Origin of the sequence: Protaetiibacter larvae, from assembly GCF_008365275.1 — a bacterium.
Classification (GTDB): Bacteria; Actinomycetota; Actinomycetes; order Actinomycetales; family Microbacteriaceae; genus Homoserinibacter; species Homoserinibacter larvae.
Genome location: NZ_CP043504.1, coordinates 351,309 through 367,560, shown reverse-complemented (window position 1 = coordinate 367,560; position 16,252 = coordinate 351,309). Strand labels below are relative to the sequence as shown.

At 71.6% G+C, this 16,252-nt stretch carries 19 protein-coding genes; 11 read left to right on the top strand and 8 right to left on the bottom strand.

The annotated features are described in order from the left end of the window. The first annotated feature begins 1 nt into the window (after position 1). On the top strand, positions 2 to 478 hold the full coding sequence (gene tadA / locus FLP23_RS01730) for a tRNA adenosine(34) deaminase TadA (protein ID WP_246140022.1): 477 nt from the start codon (positions 2 to 4) through the stop codon (positions 476 to 478). 63 nt (positions 479 to 541) lie between these two features. Here the strand turns inward: tadA and FLP23_RS01725 are convergent, their stop codons facing one another. Then, complete coding sequence (locus tag FLP23_RS01725; RefSeq protein ID WP_149324279.1) at positions 542 to 1,501, bottom strand: cation diffusion facilitator family transporter; 960 nt, start codon at positions 1,499 to 1,501, stop codon at positions 542 to 544. A 49-nt stretch (positions 1,502 to 1,550) separates the two neighbouring features. Between FLP23_RS01725 and proC the strand changes: the two genes are divergently transcribed. Continuing rightward, on the top strand, positions 1,551 to 2,384 hold the full coding sequence (proC, locus tag FLP23_RS01720) for a pyrroline-5-carboxylate reductase (protein WP_149324278.1): 834 nt from the start codon (positions 1,551 to 1,553) through the stop codon (positions 2,382 to 2,384). An 81-nt stretch (positions 2,385 to 2,465) separates the two neighbouring features. Here the strand turns inward: proC and FLP23_RS01715 are convergent, their stop codons facing one another. Together FLP23_RS01715 and FLP23_RS01710 are read right to left on the bottom strand one after the other, a co-directional pair. Continuing rightward, positions 2,466 to 3,137 carry a potassium channel family protein gene (locus FLP23_RS01715; RefSeq protein WP_149324277.1) on the bottom strand — a complete coding sequence of 224 codons (672 nt, stop codon included), beginning with the start codon at positions 3,135 to 3,137 and terminating at the stop codon, positions 2,466 to 2,468. Further along, positions 3,130 to 4,554 (bottom strand): TrkH family potassium uptake protein, encoded by a 1,425-nt coding sequence (locus tag FLP23_RS01710; RefSeq protein ID WP_149324276.1) that lies wholly within the window; start codon positions 4,552 to 4,554, stop codon positions 3,130 to 3,132. The genes FLP23_RS01715 and FLP23_RS01710 overlap by 8 nt, the downstream gene beginning before the upstream one ends. Before the next feature lie 69 nt (positions 4,555 to 4,623). On the opposite strand from FLP23_RS01710, the gene FLP23_RS01705 reads away from it, so the two are divergent. The 4 genes from FLP23_RS01705 (at position 4,624) to FLP23_RS01690 (ending at position 8,133) form a co-directional block, all read left to right on the top strand. Further along, complete coding sequence (locus FLP23_RS01705) at positions 4,624 to 5,085, top strand: ArsR/SmtB family transcription factor (protein WP_149324275.1); 462 nt, start codon at positions 4,624 to 4,626, stop codon at positions 5,083 to 5,085. A 103-nt stretch (positions 5,086 to 5,188) separates the two neighbouring features. Then, the gene (locus FLP23_RS01700; protein ID WP_149324274.1) at positions 5,189 to 7,615 is read left to right on the top strand and encodes a variant leucine-rich repeat-containing protein; all 2,427 of its coding nucleotides are present in this window, start codon (positions 5,189 to 5,191) and stop codon (positions 7,613 to 7,615) included. Between the two features lie 121 nt (positions 7,616 to 7,736). Continuing rightward, the gene (locus tag FLP23_RS01695) at positions 7,737 to 7,937 is read left to right on the top strand and encodes a helix-turn-helix domain-containing protein (protein ID WP_149324273.1); all 201 of its coding nucleotides are present in this window, start codon (positions 7,737 to 7,739) and stop codon (positions 7,935 to 7,937) included. Positions 7,938 to 8,034: 97 nt separating this feature from the next. Next, positions 8,035 to 8,133 carry a 30S ribosomal protein bS22 gene (locus FLP23_RS01690; RefSeq protein ID WP_003792170.1) on the top strand — a complete coding sequence of 33 codons (99 nt, stop codon included), beginning with the start codon at positions 8,035 to 8,037 and terminating at the stop codon, positions 8,131 to 8,133. 32 nt (positions 8,134 to 8,165) lie between these two features. Here FLP23_RS01690 and FLP23_RS01685 read toward each other — a convergent pair whose 3' ends face one another. Further along, positions 8,166 to 8,936: an HAD family hydrolase gene (locus FLP23_RS01685; RefSeq protein ID WP_149324272.1), complete on the bottom strand. Its 771-nt coding sequence runs from the start codon at positions 8,934 to 8,936 to the stop codon at positions 8,166 to 8,168. Between the two features lie 20 nt (positions 8,937 to 8,956). Here FLP23_RS01685 and FLP23_RS01680 point away from each other — a divergent pair, with 20 nt between their 5' ends. The 3 genes from FLP23_RS01680 to FLP23_RS01670 all read left to right on the top strand — a co-directional run bounded on the left by FLP23_RS01680 (position 8,957) and on the right by FLP23_RS01670 (position 9,810). Continuing rightward, a complete protein-coding gene (locus FLP23_RS01680; RefSeq protein ID WP_149324271.1) occupies positions 8,957 to 9,214 on the top strand; it encodes a glutaredoxin family protein in 258 nt (85 codons plus the stop codon). Further along, complete coding sequence (locus tag FLP23_RS01675) at positions 9,211 to 9,507, top strand: Dabb family protein (RefSeq protein WP_149324270.1); 297 nt, start codon at positions 9,211 to 9,213, stop codon at positions 9,505 to 9,507. Before FLP23_RS01680 ends, FLP23_RS01675 begins: the two co-directional genes overlap by 4 nt. A gap of 90 nt (positions 9,508 to 9,597) precedes the next feature. Next, positions 9,598 to 9,810: a YegP family protein gene (locus tag FLP23_RS01670; RefSeq protein WP_149324269.1), complete on the top strand. Its 213-nt coding sequence runs from the start codon at positions 9,598 to 9,600 to the stop codon at positions 9,808 to 9,810. A gap of 3 nt (positions 9,811 to 9,813) precedes the next feature. Here FLP23_RS01670 and FLP23_RS01665 read toward each other — a convergent pair whose 3' ends face one another. The 3 genes from FLP23_RS01665 to aspS are packed head-to-tail and all read right to left on the bottom strand — an operon-like array spanning position 9,814 to position 12,216. Continuing rightward, positions 9,814 to 10,230, bottom strand: a complete 417-nt coding sequence (locus tag FLP23_RS01665; protein WP_149324268.1) for an Rv1352/Rv1906c domain-containing protein — start codon at positions 10,228 to 10,230, stop codon at positions 9,814 to 9,816. Between the two features lie 59 nt (positions 10,231 to 10,289). Further along, positions 10,290 to 10,874 carry a hypothetical protein gene (locus tag FLP23_RS01660; RefSeq protein WP_149324267.1) on the bottom strand — a complete coding sequence of 195 codons (585 nt, stop codon included), beginning with the start codon at positions 10,872 to 10,874 and terminating at the stop codon, positions 10,290 to 10,292. A gap of 22 nt (positions 10,875 to 10,896) precedes the next feature. Then, the gene (gene aspS / locus FLP23_RS01655; protein ID WP_168200346.1) at positions 10,897 to 12,216 is read right to left on the bottom strand and encodes an aspartate--tRNA(Asn) ligase; all 1,320 of its coding nucleotides are present in this window, start codon (positions 12,214 to 12,216) and stop codon (positions 10,897 to 10,899) included. Positions 12,217 to 12,480: 264 nt separating this feature from the next. Between aspS and FLP23_RS01650 the strand changes: the two genes are divergently transcribed. Beyond that, positions 12,481 to 13,422 (top strand): phosphotransferase family protein, encoded by a 942-nt coding sequence (locus FLP23_RS01650; protein ID WP_149324265.1) that lies wholly within the window; start codon positions 12,481 to 12,483, stop codon positions 13,420 to 13,422. A 66-nt stretch (positions 13,423 to 13,488) separates the two neighbouring features. On the opposite strand, the gene FLP23_RS01645 is transcribed toward FLP23_RS01650, so the two are convergent. Next, positions 13,489 to 13,902, bottom strand: a complete 414-nt coding sequence (locus FLP23_RS01645; RefSeq protein WP_246140021.1) for a winged helix-turn-helix transcriptional regulator — start codon at positions 13,900 to 13,902, stop codon at positions 13,489 to 13,491. Positions 13,903 to 13,966: 64 nt separating this feature from the next. Here FLP23_RS01645 and FLP23_RS01640 point away from each other — a divergent pair, with 64 nt between their 5' ends. After that, on the top strand, positions 13,967 to 16,252 hold the full coding sequence (locus tag FLP23_RS01640; RefSeq protein ID WP_149324264.1) for an LLM class flavin-dependent oxidoreductase: 2,286 nt from the start codon (positions 13,967 to 13,969) through the stop codon (positions 16,250 to 16,252).

Below are 16,252 nucleotides of genomic sequence, written 5' to 3'. Positions count from 1 at the left end.
TATGCCCTCGGCCCTCGACGTGGAGGCGATGCGCCTCGCCCTCGCGGAGGCGCAGCTCGCCCTCGCCTCCGGCGATGTCCCGGTGGGCGCGGTGCTGCTCGATGCGGACGGCACGGTGCTGGCTCTCGGCCGCAACGAGCGCGAGAAGCACGCGGATCCGACCGCGCACGCGGAGATCGTGGCCATCCGCCGGGCGGCCGAGGCGCGCGGCGACTGGCACCTCGTCGACACGACGCTCGTGGTCACGCTCGAGCCGTGCGTGATGTGCGCGGGGGCGATCCTCGCGGCGCGCATCCCGCGCGTGGTGTTCGGGGCGTGGGACGAGAAGGCGGGCGCCGCGGGCTCCGTGCACGAGCTGCTGCGCGACCGTCGCCTGCCGTACCGCGCCGAGGTGGTCGCGGGCGTGCTCGAGGCCGAATGCGCCGCGCTCCTCACCGACTTCTTCGAGGCCGCCCGCGCCCCCGACCCCAATCCGTGAGAGTACGTACTTCGCGGCGGTTGCGCCGGCGTGTCGCCCCGGAAGTGCGTACTTTCGGGGAGGCTAGTCGGCGCTCTTGATGACGATCGCGTCGGTGGACGGGTTCTCGTCGCGCGGCACGTAGATGTCGGGCTCGAGGTAGATCGAGCGCGCGATCGGCACCGCCGCGCGCACATCCGCCTCGATCGCGTCGATGGCGGCGGCGAGCTCGGCCGCCTTGGTGGTCTTCGGCACCGCAATCTTCGCGGCCACCAGCAACTCGTCCGGGCCGAGGTAGAGGGTCTTCATGTGGATCACGGCCTCCACCTGCGGGTGGCCGTTGAATGCGGCGAGGATCTTCGCGGCGTCGGCCGCCGACGCGCCCTCGCCCACGAGCAGGCTCTTCGTCTCGACGCCGAGGATCACGGCGACCAGCACGAGCAGCACGCCGATCGCGATCGTGCCCACGCCGTCCCACACATTGTCGCCCGTGATGATCGTGAGGCCCACGCCTGCGAGCGCGAACACCAGGCCGGTGAGCGCCGCGACATCCTCGAGCAGCACGACGGGCAGCTCGGGCTGTTTCGCGTGCCGCACGAACTGGATCCAGTTCTGGGCGCCGCGGGTGTGGTTCGACTCCTTCACCGCGGTGCGCAGCGAGAACGACTCGAGGCCGATCGCGATCACGAGCACGAGAATCGGCAGCCACGGCACCTCGAGCGGGTGCGGGTGGGTGAGCTTCTCGACGCCCTCGTAGATGGAGAACACGCCGCCCACCGAGAACAGGATGATCGCCACGACGAAGGCGTACACGAAGCGCTCGCGGCCGTAGCCGAAGGGATGCTCGGCGTCGGCTTTGCGGCGCGAGCGGCGACCGCCGAGCAGCAGCAACAACTGGTTGCCGGAGTCGGCGATCGAGTGCACGCCCTCGGCGAGCATCGAGCTCGAGCCGGAGAAGAAGAACGCCACGAACTTCGTGATCGCGATCCCGAGATTCGCCAGGAAGGCGGCGATGATCGCCCTCGTTCCGCCGGAGGCGCTCATGCCCGTCCCCTCTTCGCCGTGCTCACCTCGACCAACCTACACTCGCGGTATGAGCGTGAACCTCCCCGCCGTGGCCGTCATCGGAGCAGGGTCGATGGGGGGCGCGATCCTGCAGGGCCTGCGCCGGCCGGAGGTGGTGGTCGAGGGCGGCATCCGCGCCACCAACCGCACCGAGGAGAAGGCGGCGCCGCTGCGCGCGCCGGGGGTTCTCTCGCTCGCCACGGAGGCCGATGCGCAGGCGCAGGCCACCGCGTTGCGTGGCGCCCGGATCGTGCTGCTCGGGGTGAAGCCGGTGGGGGTTCCCGGCCTGCTCGAGGAGATCGCCCCGCTGCTCGAACCGGATGCCGTCGTCGTGTCGATCGCGGCGGGGGTGCGGATCGCCACGATCGAGGCGCGCGTGTCGAACGTCGTGCTGCGCGCCATGCCCAACACGCCCTCGCTCGTGGGCCGCGGGGTCACCGGGGTGGCCGCGGGTCCCCGCGCCTCCCGGGAGGACACGGCCCTCGTACGCGCGCTGTTCGAGACGGTCGGCTCGGTCGTCGAGCTGCCGGAGGAGCGCATCGACGCGCTCTCCACCATCTCGGGCTCGGGCCCCGCGTACGTGTTCTTCCTCATCGAGCGGCTCACCGAGACGGCGCAGCATCTCGGCTTCGACGGGGCGACGGCGCGGCTGCTCGTGGAGGAGACCTTCCGCGGGGCGAGCGAGCTGCTCGCGGCATCGGATGTCGACCCCGCGGAGCTGCGGCGTCGCGTCACGAGCCCCCACGGCACCACCGAGCGCGCGATCGCGGTGCTCGAGGACGCCGACCTCACGCGCGTCTTCGACGCCGCGACCGCCGCGGCGCTGGTTCGCGCCCACGAGCTGGCCAATCCCACAGCGTGATCTCGATACACCGCCTGCGGCGGCACTCGATCAGCGGGGGCGTGCGTCCCGCTCCCCGACCGCCCACTCTGCGGAGCAGGCTCAGCTCTGCAGGGTCGCGAAGCGCTCCAGGTCGGCGGTCGAACCGCTCGCGATGATGAGGTCGTGGTTGGAGATCACCGTCTCGGGCGTCGCGTAGGTGAACGCCTTGCCGGGGCTCTTCACCCCGACGACCGTGATGCCGTACTTCTGACGCACGTGCGATTCGGCGAGCGAGATGCCGCGGATGGGCTTCGGCGGGTACATCTTCACGATCGCGAAACCGTCGTCGAACTCGATGAAGTCGATCATCCGCCCCGACACGAGGTGCGCGACGCGCTCGCCGGCCTCCGCCTCCGGGTAGATGACGTGGTTGGCGCCGATGCGGCTCAGGATCTTGCCGTGCGACTGGCTCACGGCCTTCGCCCAGATCTGCGGGATCTTGAGGTCGACGAGGTTGGCCGTGATGAGCACGCTCGACTCGACCGAGCTCCCGACCGCGACGACGGCGATCTGGAAGTCCTCGGCGCCGATCTGCCGCAGCGCGTCGATGGATCGCGCGTCCGCCTGCACGGCGTGGGTGACGCGCTCCGACCATTTCTGCACGAGGCCGAAGTCCTCGTCCACCGCGAGCACATCGCGGTCGAGTCGCTGCAGCTGTCCCGCGGTGGCGGCGCCGAAGCGGCCGAGCCCGATGACGAGCACGGGCGCGTCGTGGGGGATCCTGTCAACCAACGATGGGCCTCTCCTCGGGGCGGCGGAACAGTTGTCGCCGCACACTCGCCGCGAGCGCCGCGGCGAGAGTCACTGTACCGATGCGTCCGAAGAACATGGTGGCCGCGAGCACGTACTGCGCGGGGTCGGACGCGTTCATGGTGAAGCCGGTCGACAGCCCGCAGGTCGCGAAGGCGCTGATGACGTCGAACAGCACATGGTCGAGCGGCTCGTCGGTGAGCAGCAGCAGCAGGATGCTCGCGCTCGCGACGACGGTCGCGCCCCACAGCACGACGCTCACGGCGAGACGCAGCACGTCCGGCGGGATGCGGCGCCCGTAGGCCTCCATGTCGTCGGATCCGCGCGCCTCGGCGAAGGCCGCGAGGAACAGCACCGCGAGGGTCGTCACCTTGATGCCGCCCGCGGTGGATGCCGAGCCGCCGCCGATGAACATGAGCATGTCCGTGACGAGCTGGCTCGAGCCGTCGAGCTGGCCCATGTCGAGCGTCGAGAAGCCGCCCGATCTCGCCATCGACGAGATGAACAGGCTGTGCAGGATGCGGTCGCCGAGCGACATCCCCGCCATGGTCGCCGTGTTGCCCCATTCGAGGACGAGGTAGGCGACGGTTCCTCCCACGAGCAGCAGCACGAAGGTGATGAGCGTCACCTTGACATGCAGCGACCAGCGGTGCGGATGCCGCAGGTTCTTGCGCAGCACGTAGATCACCGGGAAGCCGATCGCGCCGAAGAAGACCCCGATCATGAGCGCGCCGAGGAACCACCAGTCGCTCGCGTAGGGCGCGAGACCCTCCGTGGTGGGCACGAAGCCCGTGTTGGTGAAGGCCATCGCGGAGTAGTAGATCGACTCCCAGGCGGCCGACAGCGGCGGCACCCCTTCCAGCAGCATCCGGGGGAAGATGAGCGCGGCGACCGCGAGCTCGATCACGATGACGCTCACGGCGACCGTGGCGAGCAGGTTGCCGGTCTCGCCGAGGCGCACCGCCTGCCCTTCCGAGACGGGGCCGCGCCGGATGCGCAGCGGGTTGGCGTCGCCCGCCGCGATGAGCTTCTGGCGCAGGCCCAGCTTGCGGCTGATGACGAGTCCCAGGATGGAGGCGACGGTCAGCACCCCGATGCCGCCGATCTCCACGCCCACGAACACCAGCACGTGCCCGAAGGGCGACCAGTAGGTGGCCATGTCGACGGTCGAGAGGCCGGTGACGCAGATGACCGAGACGGCGGTGAAGAGGGCGTCCACGAACGGCGCCTGCTCACCCGTGGTGGTCGCGATCGGCAGCGAGAACAGCAGGGTGAAGACCGCGATGAGGCTCGCGAACACCGCGACCGCGAAGCGCGCGGGGGTCGACGTGGCGAAGTCGGCGACCCGATCCAGGGCCCGGACCACGACAGGATCGCGGTGCACCGGCGTGGTGCGCATGCGTTCCCCTCCGCTCGTCGTGCGACCCGCGTCATGGTACTCCCGGGACGGCCTGGCTAGTCTGTCGGAATGGCCGACATCTTCGACGTGCTCGCGGACGGTACCCGCCGCGAGATCCTCCGCCAGCTGCTCGAGAGCCGTGGCGAGCTCGCCGTCGGCGATCTCGTGACCGAGCTGGGCATCGCGCAGCCGACGGTGTCGAAGCATCTGAAGGTGCTGCGCGATCACGGTCTCGTCGGGGTGCGCGAGGAGGGCCAGCACCGCTACTACCACCTCGACGCGAGCCCGCTCGAGGAGATCGAGGTGTGGCTCGAGCCGTTCACCGACTTCACGGTGGGCACGGATGCCGACGGCGCGACCACGGTGTACGCGGCCTGGGCGGGCGCCGAGGTGGGGGACCGCATCGGTCGCACGGTGGCCGACACGGCGAATGCCGCACGGGTGGCGTTCGAGACCGCGCAGGAGAAGCTCGAGGGCGCGCGCCAGCGGGTCACCGAGAAGCTCCCGAAGCTGCGCGGACGCGAGGGCTGAGCCCCGTTCTCCGGGACGATCCCCGCTATCGCTAGGATTCAACGACCCGAGCGCCCCCGCGACGCCTTTCCCGCGTGCGCCGCACGGGACGAGAGGAGTCCGGGTGGTCGGCGAGCGGGACGACGCATGGGCGCAGCTGCACGATCCGACGACGGATGCCGCGCGTCTCATGGAGATCGCGCAGGCGCACCCGGAGTTCGCGGCGCAGATCGAGGCGCATCCGAACGTCTACCCGGGGCTCGTCGACTGGCTGCATGAGCACGCCGCGGCAGGCCCAGCCGCGACGCCGGAGACGTCGCCGGACGCGGCTGCCGCGACGGCCGCGGCCGCCGACGCGCCCTTCGGACCGCGCCCCGCACCGCGCGTGCGTGCGGCGATGTCGCGGCGGGCGCGCACCGTCCTCCTCACGGCGGGTGCCGTCGTGGCGCTCGGCGCGATCGCGGTGGGCGCGGTGTTCGTCGTGCAGGCGATCCAGCGGGGCTCGGACGCGCGTCCCGAGGCCGCCGGGGGCGATGGCGACGTCGCCCGTGCCGCCGACTACCGTCTCGGCGCCGAGGTGACCTGGTCGCTCGAGCCTCCCCTCGAGGTGCAGCCGAACGTCGACTACCGGGGGATCACCGCCCGGCCGATCCTGAGCGACGAGGTGTGGCTGACCCAGTGGGTGACCGACACGGCGGGGAACGGCGCGGTGGTCGGCGACGCCCTCGTCGCGGTCGACGCCGCCGACGGCGAGGTGCTCTGGACGGATGCGGGCTACCGGCGCGAGTGCGCCGATCGCCTCATCGACGACTCGCTCGTCTGCGCCGACCAGGACACGCAGCGCGTGCAGGTCTTCGATGCCGCCTCGGGGCCGGTCGCGGGGGCTCCGCTCGCCGGACGTGCCGCCAACGGCGTCATGGGCTACGACGACACGGCGCTCGTCGCCGTTGAGCGGATGGGCGACAGCGGGCACGACGAGCTGACCTTCGGGCGCTACGAGCTCGATGGCACGACCGTGTGGGAGTTCACCCGCGACTGCGAGTTCGGCGCGCCGCCCAGCGCGGGCGCGGGATCGGCGGCGCTGTTCTTCCCGATGGGTGAGGGCAAGGTGCTCGCGCACGGCAGCTGCTGGGGCGGCTACGTGGATGTCGAGACGGGCGAGGTGCTCGAGGAGGGCTCCGCCGAGGAGTACTTCGTGCCGGGCATCGGCGGCGACGACAGCTGGGGCATCGTCGGCGAGGTGCAGGTGGCGGTCGACGAGGGCGCGCTCGTGGGGTTCACCGACAACTCGCCCGACAACCAGCTGTGGCGGGTCGAGCTCGGTCTCGGCGACGCCTACTGGCAGTTCTTCGCCGCCGACGACGCCCCCAACGCCCCGCTGCTGCTGGTGGGCGACGAGCGGATGCTGCGCGTGGATCCCCTGCTGCCGCCGACGCGCGTCGACGGGATGCCCGACGAGCTGCCCGACTGCCCCGCGGGGTGGACGCCGGTGGCCTGGTCGGAGTGGGACGGAGGGATCACCCTCGTCTGCCAGGAGGTCTCGGGGTCGAGCTTCCGCGCCTTCCGCGTGGGAGGCGGCGAGACCTCGAGCGACGATGTCGAGGTGACCCCCACGGGGTATCGGATCGTCTTCGAGGACGGCGAGCTCGAGCTCGCGCTCGGCGGATGGTGGGTGCTCGACGACTCCGAGACCGCGGTCGGGGCGATCCGCGGCTGGACGGCGGGGCGCGCGGAGGCCGCGAGCTACCCCGAGCTGCCGTCGGGGGTGCAGGCCTGCCCGAGCGGCACCTTCCCGCTCTCGCTTTCGCTGTGGCGCGGCGGGTGGCTGCTCGTGTGCGGACTCGCGAGCGACTCCCCGAGCTCGCTGCGCTTCGTGGACGGCGAGCGCTCCGGCATCGGCGAGGCGTACCTCGACGGCGACCGGGTCTGCGGCGTCGACCAGGAGGGCGTCGAGCTGTGCGTGAGCGCGGCCCCCGCCCTCGTGCAGTTCAGCGCGGACGGCGGCGTGCCGACGCAGCGCTCGGTGACCGACAACTACTTCGCGGGACGCGGCGAGGGCGGTGCCGGGCGGGGCACCGGCGCGTACGGGGTCGAGACCCCGGACGACACCCCCGAGCAGCAGGTCGCCTATCTCGTGGCGGTGCTCCAGAAGTCGGCCGAGGCGCGCTCGACCGTGGGCGCCGTGCTCGCCCCGCTCAACGCCTGCTCGGTCGACGGTGCCGACATCGAGGCGCTGCAGCGCCTGCTGCAGGCGCGCACCGATCTGCTGGCGGCGCTCCGGACGACGCCCGTCGACCAGGTGCCCGGTGGCGCGGATCTGCTCGCCCAGCTCGTGCGGGCGCTCGAGCTCTCGGAGCTGGCCGACCAGCAGTACGTCGACACCGCCAACCAGATGGCGACGGGGGACTGCGCCGGCGGGCGAGCGACGTACCGCGTCGCGATCGCGACGGCGGACCAGGCGGAGGCGGCCAAGCAGGCTTTCGTCGCATCCTGGAACGCCACGATCCCCGCGCAGTTCGGTGCCCCGTCGTATTCCGCGGGAGACATCTGAGCCGGGTTCGGGCGACGACTGCTGGACACGGGGTTTCCCCGACCGCTAGCCTCTCGCCTGAGCACTCCTGTCACAGGAGTCACATCATCCACACGAGGCACTTCAGGAGCAGGCGGACACGATGGCGCGTGATCTCTCGGACGTGCGCTTCCTGACGGTTCAGGAGGTCGCCGACATGATGCGCGTCTCCAGCATGACCGTCTACCGTCTCGTGCACTCCGGAGAGCTGCCCGCCGTGCGCTTCGGGCGGTCGTACCGCATCCCCGAGTCGGCGGTGGGCGCGGTGATCGGGGTCGCCGACGCGGACCGTTCCGCCGGCTGACCTCGCCCGCCCGCGGGTTTGATAAACTCACCCGGTTAGGCTTCCCGCGGTTCGCACGGACCCGGAGTGGTCCGCTAGACGAACGAACGAGGTGAACATGGGTTCCGTCATCAAGAAGCGCCGCAAGCGCATGGCGAAGAAGAAGCACCGCAAGCTTCTCCGCAAGACGCGTCACCAGCGTCGCAACAAGAAGTAGGAGTGCGCGCACTCCGCTGAAGCCCCGGGCCGTCAGGTTCGGGGCTTCGTCTTTCCCACCTGCTTCGCCTCGCGGCGAACCCGGCGCTGCTGCGCCCGGATGGAGGCGGGGTCGAGCTTCATCGTCGGCCAGTGCCGCTCGCCCGCATAACGGGCCAGCCCCGCATCCGGGTTGACGGCGACGCGGTTCCCCACGAGCTCGAGCAGCGGGATGTCGTTGCGGCTGTCCGAGTACGCCCAGGACGCCTCGAGGTCCGCCCCGAGCCGCTCGATCAGCTCCCGCGCGGCGACCGCCTTGTGCTCGGCGTGCAGCACCGGGCCGACGAGCCGGCCGGTGTAGACGCCGTCGACCGCCTCCACCCGCGTGCCGAGTGCGCCGGTGAGGCCCAGCTTCTCGGCGATCAGCTCGCCCACCTCCACAGGTGTCGCGGAGATGAGCCACACCTGGTGCCCCTTGTCGAGGTGCTCGCGGGTGAGGGCGACCGTCTCGGGCCACAGCCGCGGCTTGATGCGGTGATCCCAGATCCCCTCGGCGATCGCCTGGATCTGCTCCTCCGTGTGCCCCGCGACGAGTCCGAGCGCGCGCTCCTTGGCCGAACCCATGTGCTCGTGGTTCTCGCCCACCTGGATGAAACGGCGCTGATGCCAGCCGAACAGCGCGATGTCCCGCCAGCTGATGACGCCGCGCGCCCACGCCTCACGTCCGACGTGGAACACGCTCGTTCCGCGCATCAGGGTGTTGTCGACGTCGAAGAACGCGATGATCGGGCGCTCGCTCGGGGTCGGGTTCGGGGCCTCGGGCATGACCCCCATAGTCTAGGTGGGTGCCCACGCCGCGCCTCACCCTGCTCGGGAAGCCCGGATGCCATCTGTGCGACGACGCCCGGGCGATCGTGCTCGAGGTGGCGGGGGAGCGCGGGCTCGCGCTCGAGGAGCGCAACATCCTCGACGACGAGACGCTCCTGGATCGGTACGCCGAGGAGATCCCGGTGGTGCTCATCGACGACCGTGTGCACACCATCTGGCGCGTCGATGCCGACCGGCTGCGGCGCGCCCTCGACGAGAGGCAGAACCCCGCATGATCCGGCACATCGTCACCTGGAGGCTCGCCGCCGAGGATGCGGCCCAGCGCGCGGCGGACGCCGACGGCATCAAGACGCGCCTCGAGGGGCTGCGCGGGATCGTGCCGGCCGAGCGCATCGACGTCGGCATCGACCTGGGGGAGACCGACGGCAACTGGCACGTCGTGCTCGACTCCGACTTCGCCGGGCGCGAGGAGCTCGCGGCCTACCAGGTGCATCCGGCGCACCTCGAGGTGGCGGCGTTCGTGCGTTCCGTGACCGCGGCGCGCTCGGCTGTCGACTATCTCGGCTGAGCTCTCCGGCGCCGCCGCGCCGTACCCCCCTAGCGGGGGGCGTGCAACGGGTCTAGTCTCGCGGCATCCCTTCAACCCGAGGAGCCGGACATGCGTTTTCAGATCGTGCGCAGCAAGAACCCCACGCAGCCGTACTTCTGGCGGATCGTCTCGGAGAGCGGGCAGACCGTCGCCGTGAGCGGCAACTACGTCGCCAAGGCGTCGGCGGTGAGCATGGTCGAGGCGGTCATGCGCTCGATCCCGCGTGCGGTGGTGGAGGACCTCACGGCGATGCAGGAGTCGCCGCTGCGCCAGTCGGCGTGACGCCTACTCGAACTGCTCCCAGTCGGGGCAGCCGTTCGTCGTGAAGGTGGACGCCTCGGGGATGTCGGTGATGAACACGTACGCCCCGTTGTTCTCGGCGACCGTGCCGGAGTCGCCGGTGATCGACCAGGTGCAGCCGTCGGGCAGCACGCCCGGGTCGCCCTCCAGCTGATATCCGCCGAAGGGGATCTGGTCGGGGATCGCGTAGCTGCCGGTGCCCGGGATGGTCGCGCCGGAGAAGCTGTCGTCGCTCGTTCGCTCGTCGCCGTCATCGGTGGTCGCGCCGTCGTCGGTGGTGGAGGAGGCGCCGGCATCGGGTCCGGATCCCTCCGACGACGGTGCGGTCGGCGCGCAGGCGCTCAGGACACCCATCACCAGCAGGGCGGGCAGCAGGACGAGGGCGGGATGACGGCGGCTCATGGCGCCACAGTAGGTCGGCGGTCAACCTCGCCGATATGCGGGTTTCGGCGTATTCGGGCTCAGTCCCAGAGCGCCACCGCGTCACCGCGCCGGGCGATGAGGGCGGCGCCGTCGAGCTCGATGCTCTGCTCGGGGATGCCGAGCGACGTCCAGCGGTAGTGCAGGGTCAGCGGCGCGGCCGGGGGTGCAGGCCACAGCCACGCGTCGTTGCCGATCTCGTAGTGATCCCCGCCGCCTCCGCCGCCCCCGCCGAGCATGGTCAGGTGGGGGCCGGTGGGCGCCTGGTCCGGCATCGGCCACGTCGCCCCGGCCTCCACGCGGGTGCCGTCGGGGAAGCTGAAGCCGAGCCGCAGCGCGTCGTTGGCGCCGGGGCCGAGGTGGTGACCCATGACATCGTCCGAGAGGGAGCGCCACGCGCGGCGGTCGAGGTCGCCGCGCAGCACGACGCCGCGCAGCATCAGCTTCACCCCGTTCGGGAAGACCTCGACGCCGCGCAGGGTCAGCGCGGCGTGGGGGGTGCGCCCGAGCAGTCGGGTGATCGGCGCGACCGCGGGAAGCACGTGGGCGGGCGGTTGCATCCATTCGGGTGCCGTGTAGCCCCGGTCGTGGCTGTCGTCGTGATCCGGGAGCGGCGCGAAGAACATGCCGCCGATGTTACGGGGGCAGCTACGGCGTGAGGCGGTTCGGCCCGCGGAAGAGGTAGGTGACCTCGCGGATCGAGCTCTGGTGCAGCAGCAGCATGATGACGCGGCTGAGGCCCATCCCGAATCCGCCGTGCGGCGGCACGCCGTAGCGGAAGAAGTCGAGGTAGAAGCCCAGCTCCTCCGGGTCGAGGCCCTTGTCCTTCGCCTGCGCGACGAGCACCTCGATGCGGTGCTCGCGCTGGGCACCCGTCGACACCTCGGTGCCGTTGAACAGCAGGTCGTAGCTGTTCGTGAGGCTCGGGTCGCCCTCGTGGCGCATGTGGTAGAACGGCCGGATCCCGGTCGCGTAGTCCGTGACGAACACGAATTCGTGGCCGAACTCCTCTCGCACGTACTCGGAGAGGCGGCGCTCGCCTTCGGGGTCGAGGTCGCCGTCGGCGCGCGGCACGGTGTAGCCGCGGGACTCCAGGATGCGGTGGGCTTCGGCGAGCGGGATGCGCGGGAACGGGGTGGCCGGCACGCTGACCTCGACGCCGAACGCGGCCTCGATCTCGGCGCCGTGCTTCTCCTTCACGGCGGTGAGGCCCGCGACGAGCAGCTGCTCGTGCATCCGCATGACGTCCTCGTGGGAGTCGACCCAGCTGATCTCGGCGTCGACCGAGATGAACTCGGTGGCGTGGCGGGAGGTGAAGCTCGGGTCGGCGCGGAACGCGGGCGCCACCTCGAAGACCTTGCCGAAACCGGCCGGCTGCGCCATCTGCTTGAAGAACTGGGGGCTCTGCGCGAGGTAGGCCTTGGTCTCGAAGTACTCCACCTCGAACAGCTCGGCGCGGCTCTCGGAGGCGGAGGCCATGAGCTTCGGGGTGTGGATCTCGATGAAGTCGTTCTCGACCCACCAGCTGCGCAGCGCGTGCAGGAAGGTGGTCTGCACGCGGAAGACGAGGTTCTGCTCGGGGCGGCGCAGGTCGAGGAAGCGCCAATCGAGGCGCTTGTCGATCGACGAGTCCTCGGCGATCGGCAGGTCGAGGGCCGTCGACGCCCGTTCGAGCGTCTCGATCTTCACCTCGAGCCCGCCCAGCTTGACGCGCTCGTCGTGCTTGAGCTCGCCGCTGACGGTGAGGAAGCTGCCGGTGGTGAGGCCGGAGATCGTGGTGGCGAGCGGGTCACTGCCGGGCTCCTCGACATCCGTGCGCGGGTGCACGAGCTGCACGGCGCCCGACTCGTCGCGCAGCACCACGAACTGCACCTTCTTCTGATCGCGCACCGTCTCGACCCATCCCGAGACGGTGGCGGGCCCGTCGGCTGCGGCGGCGAGGTTCTTGACGAGGGTGCGTGCGGTCACGGGGGGCAAGTCTAGTCGGGCTCGGTTGTGCGGCATCCGGTGCCCTCGGCTCCCATCTCAAGGAGCGCAGCATCCCATCTCAAGGAGCGCAGCCGCCCATCTCAAGGAAGTGGGCTCCCGATCTCGGCACATCCGCCACAGTGGACCACACGCGCCACATCGACTCCTTGATTTGGGAGGCTGCGCTCCTTGATTTGGGATGCGGGACGGGGCGGGGCGGGGTGCGCAGGGGCGGGACGGGGCGGGCGGCTAGAGTCCGACACCATGGCCATCGAGTTCCCGGATCCGGACGCCATCGCGCGCGTGCTCGTGCCGCTCGGCGAGCTGACGCGTCTCGATGTGCTCGACGGCGGCACCTTCGCCTCGGTGTGGGAGGCGGAGTTCGCATCCGGCGAGATCGCGATCGTCAAGATCGCGCCGCCCGACGACGCCCCGACGCTGCTGCGCTACGAGGAGCGGATGCTGCGCACCGAGGCGGCGCTGCTGCGGCTCGCCGAGGAGCGCGGCTGGCCGTACCCGCGACTGTTGCTGCTCGACGCGAGCCGCGAGCTGCTGCCCGTCGACGTGCTCGCGATGAGCCGCATCCCCGGCGAGCGCTGGGATCTCGTGCGCGAGACGATGCCGGCGGCCGCGAACGAGCGCGCCCGGCGCGAGCTGGGTGCGGTGCTGGGGCGGGTGCACGCCGAGACCGGAGCCGAGTTCGGCTACCCCTCCTCATCGACGCTGCGCGCGGGCAGCTGGCCCGAGCTCGTGATGGCGGTCGTCGACAGCCTGCTCGCGGACGCGCGGCGCGCGAAGGTGTCGCTGCCCGAGGGGCGCATCCGGGACGCCTTCGTGGAGGGTCGCGCGGCGCTCGCCGAGGTGACGGTGCCGCGGCTCGTGCACGGCGACCCCTGGCCGGGGAACGTGTTCGTGGTGCCGGAGACGGGGGAGCTGCGGGGCGTCATCGACGTCGAGCGGGGGCTGTGGGGCGATCCGCTGTTCGACGTCGTCGCGGGGGATGCCATGAACGTGGGCGAGCCGGATCCGCGCCTGCTGCCGGCGGACGGGTTCACCGACGCCGAGCGCACCCGCATCGAGCTGTATCGGATCTGGTTCACCGTGCTCATGACGGTCGAGATCGTGCCGCGCGGCTTCGAGGGCGAGTGGCTCGTCGGCTACCGCGCCGAACTCGGCCGCAACCTGGAGACCCTGCTCGTCCGGTGAGGGGTCGCGAGGTGCGCTCGAGACGGCGTGTCTCGAGCGGTGCGCGGCCCCTCACCGAGAGGCGGCTCAGGAGGCGTCGCGCTGCGCGACGGGGGCGTGATCGGGGGCGTGGACGGCGGCGTGGTCGGTGGCGGGGTCGGTGGCGAGGTCACCCCAGCGCAGACCCCATGCGACGAGCGGCTGGAGCGATCTCAGCAGTTCGAGGCCCGGCTGGGTGAGCCGGTAGCGCACCTGCACGGGCGTCGAGGGGATGACGCGGCGCTCGACGAGGCCGGCGTGCTCGAGCTCCCGCAGCCGCTGCGCGGCCATCCGGTCGGAGAGCCCGTCGACGGCCGCGACGATCGCGCTGAAACGCGCCGCGCCCCGCCCGATCGCGAGCATGATCCCGGGGCTCCAGCGGCGCCCCGCGAGCTCCGCGGTGGTCTGGAAGCGACGGCAGGCGTCGTCGTCGATGTGCAGGATGTCGGTCTCGGAAGCCACTCACCTATCGTAAGCGACTCACGCGACGATTGCCGGGCGAGCCGCGAGCGCGCACCCTGGACGCATGCCCGACTACGGCCATCCCCTTCGCTTCGGAACCTTCATCACGCCCACCGCCGCGCGTCCGCAGAACCCGGTCGCGCTCGCGCAGCTGAGCGAGCAGCTCGGCTACGAGCTCGTGACCTTCCAGGACCACCCCTATCAGGCGGCGTTCCTCGACACCTGGACCCTGCTCAGCTGGGTCGCCGCCCAGACCTCCCGCATCCACGTCGCGGCCAACGTGCACAACCTGCCGCTGCGTCCGCCCGCCGTGCTCGCGCGTTCGGCCGCGAGCCTCGACCTGCTCTCCGGCGGCCGCTTCGAGCTCGGCCTCGGCGCCGGTGGCTTCGCGGATGCGGTCGCCTCGATGGGCGGCCCGCGCCGCACTCCGGGTGAGGGGGTCGCGGCGCTCGAGGAGGCGCTGCCGATCATCCGCGGCATCTGGGATGCCGCCGAGCGCAGCCCGCTGCGGGTCGCGGGCGAGCACTACCGCGTGGAGGGCGCCAAGCGCGGCCCCGCGCCCGCCCACGACATCCCGATCTGGGTCGGCGCCCTCAAGCCCCGCATGCTGCGGCTCATCGCGCGCGCGGGCGACGGCTGGCTGCCGAGCCTGCCGTATCTGGAGCCCGGCGGGTTTGCGGCCGGCAACGCGGTCATCGACGCGGCCGCCGGCGAGGCGGGGCGGGACCCGCGCGAGATCCGGCGGCTGCTCAACATCGGCGGACGGTTCCAGGATCGCGACGGCGGGTTCCTGCAGGGCCCGCCCGGGCAGTGGGTCGAGCAACTGCTGCCGTTCGTCGTCGACGACGGAGCCTCGACGCTCATCCTCATGGGCGACGACCCCGCGACGCTCGAACGTTTCGCCGAGGAGGTCGCGCCCGTTCTGCGGGAGGCGGTCGCCGCCGAGCGCGCAGAGCGCGGCACCGCGGTGAGCGACCGCATCCGCGGTGCCGCGGCGCTCGCCGCTCGCCGCCCCGGCATCGCCTACGACGAACTGCCGCCCGCGCTCGCCGAGAACGCGGTCGAACCGGGCGACCCCGAGTACCGAGCCGTGCGCTCGGGCTACCTGCGCGGCGGATCGCCGGGGCTCGTGCTGCGTCCGCGGAACGTGGACGAGGTGGTGCAGGCGGTCGCATTCGCGCGCGAGCACCGCGAGGTGCCGCTCGGCGTGCGCAGCGGCGGCCACGGCATCAGCGGGCGTTCCACGAATGACGGCGGCCTGGTGCTGGATGTCTCGGCGCTCGACGCGGTCGAGGTGCTCGACGTGGATCGTCGGCTCGTGCGGGTGGGCCCGGGGGCGCGCTGGCAGGAGGTGGCGGCGGCACTCGAGCCGTACGGCTGGGCCATCACCTCGGGGGACTACGGCGGCGTCGGGGTGGGCGGGCTCGCGACGGCGGGCGGCGTCGGCTACTTCGCGCGCGAGCACGGCCTCACGATCGACGCGATGCGGGCGGCCGAGCTCGTGCTCGCCGACGGCAGCATCGTCCGGGTCGACGCCGAGCACGACCCGGAGCTGTTCTGGGGCGTGCGCGGAGCCGGCGCCAACCTCGGCGTCGCGACCGCCTTCGAGTTCGAGGCGTTCGAGGCCCGCGAGGTGGGCTGGGCGCAACTCGCCTTCGACGCATCCGACACCGCGAGCTTCCTCGAACGCTGGGCGGCGACGATGGAGGCGGCCCCGCGCGACATCTCGGGCGAGGTCATCCTGGGTGCGCCGCGCGGCGACACGATGTACGCGCAGGCGCTGCTGCTCGTCGACTCCGACGACCCCGACACGATCCTCGAGCGCGTGCAGCCCTTCGCCGAGCTCGCGCCGCTCGTGGGCCAGTCCGTGCAGCTCGCGCCCTACGCCGCCGTGATCGCGAACGCGGCGGGCGAGTCGAACGGCGGCAGCGGCAGCCCGGTCTCGCGGGGCGGCCTCGTCGAGCATGTGACGCACGAGCTCGCCGAAGCGCTCGCGGGGATGCTGCATTCGGGTCGCGTGCACTTCTTCCAGGTGCGCGCGGTGGGGGGCGCCGTCTCCGACGTGCCCGAGGACGCCACGGCGTACGCGCATCGCTCCGCGAACTTCTCGCTCGCCGCGATGTCGGGCAGCGCGTCCTGGCTGGTCGAGCAGTGGGATGCGCTCGAGCACCACATCCTCGGTGTCTACCTGAGCTTCGAGGCCGACCCGCGCGGCGACCGCGTCGAGCGCGCCTTCCCGCCCGCGACTCTCGCGCGCCTCCGCACGCTCAAGGCGCGCGTCGACCCCACCGCGCTGTTCCGCGACAACTTCGCCGTCATCCCGGAGGGGGCGATCGCAGCCCGCTCCTAG